This is a genomic window from Streptomyces canus, from assembly GCF_001514145.1.
GTDB classification, from domain to species: domain Bacteria; phylum Actinomycetota; class Actinomycetes; order Streptomycetales; family Streptomycetaceae; genus Streptomyces; species Streptomyces canus.
The window spans coordinates 1-956 of the sequence record NZ_KQ948724.1 but is presented as its reverse complement, the minus strand read 5'-3'; the positions used below and the strand labels follow the sequence as shown (position 1 = coordinate 956).

Annotated in this window: 1 protein-coding gene; it reads right to left on the bottom strand. The window is 69.9% G+C overall.

Going from position 1 to position 956, the window contains the following annotated elements:
• A partial coding sequence (locus AQJ46_RS51225) for a sugar phosphate isomerase/epimerase family protein (RefSeq protein WP_059212224.1) occupies nucleotides 1–956 on the bottom strand: 956 nt, incomplete at both ends.

Genomic DNA, 956 nt, shown 5'->3' with positions numbered 1-956 from the left:
TCGGCGGCTCGAAGTCGTACGCCTTCAGTCGGTTCAGTGCCTCCGGTGCGCCCTGGAGCCGGTCCATGCCGGCGTCCTCCCACTCGACCGAGATGGGGCCCTGGTAGTCGATGGAGCGCAGCATGCGGAAGACGTCCTCCCAGGGGACGTCGCCGTGCCCGGCGGAGACGAAGTCCCAGCCGCGGCGCGGGTCGCCCCAGGGCAGGTGGGAGCCGAGGCGGCCGTTGCGGCCGTCGAGGCGCTTGCGGGCTTCCTTGCAGTCGACGTGGTAGATCCGGTCGCGGAAGTCATAGAGGAAGTTGACCGGGTCCAGGTCCTGCCACACGAAGTGGGAGGGGTCGAAGTTGAGGCCGAAGGCCGGCCGCCCGCCGACTGCCTCCACAGCGCGCTGTGTCGTCCAGTAGTCGTAGGCGATCTCGCTCGGGTGGACCTCGTGGGCGAACCGCACGCCCTGCGCGTCGAAGACGTCCAGGATCGGGTTCCAGCGCTCGGCGAAGTCCTCGTAGCCGCGGTCGATCATCGACTCGGGGGCGGGCGGGAACATGGCGACCAGGTGCCAGATGGCGGAGCCGGTGAAGCCGATGACGGTGTCGACGCCGAAGGCGCGTGCGGCCCGCGCGGTGTCCTTCATCCGGTCGGCGGCCCGCTGCCGGACCCCTTCCGGGTCGCCGTCGCCCCACACCTCGCCCGGCAGGATGGCCTGGTGGCGTTCGTCGATGATGGCGTCGCAGACGGCCTGACCGACCAGGTGGTTGGAGATCGCCCAGCACTTGAGGCCGTACTTGTCGAGCAGCGCGTGCCGGGAGTCCAGGTACGACGGGTCGGCGAGCGCCTTGTCGACCTCGAAGTGATCGCCCCAGCAGGCGAGTTCGAGTCCGTCGTAGCCGAAGTCGCGGGCGAGGCGGCAGACCTCTTCGAGGGGGAGGTCGGCCCACTGGCCGGTGAAGAGCGTGAAC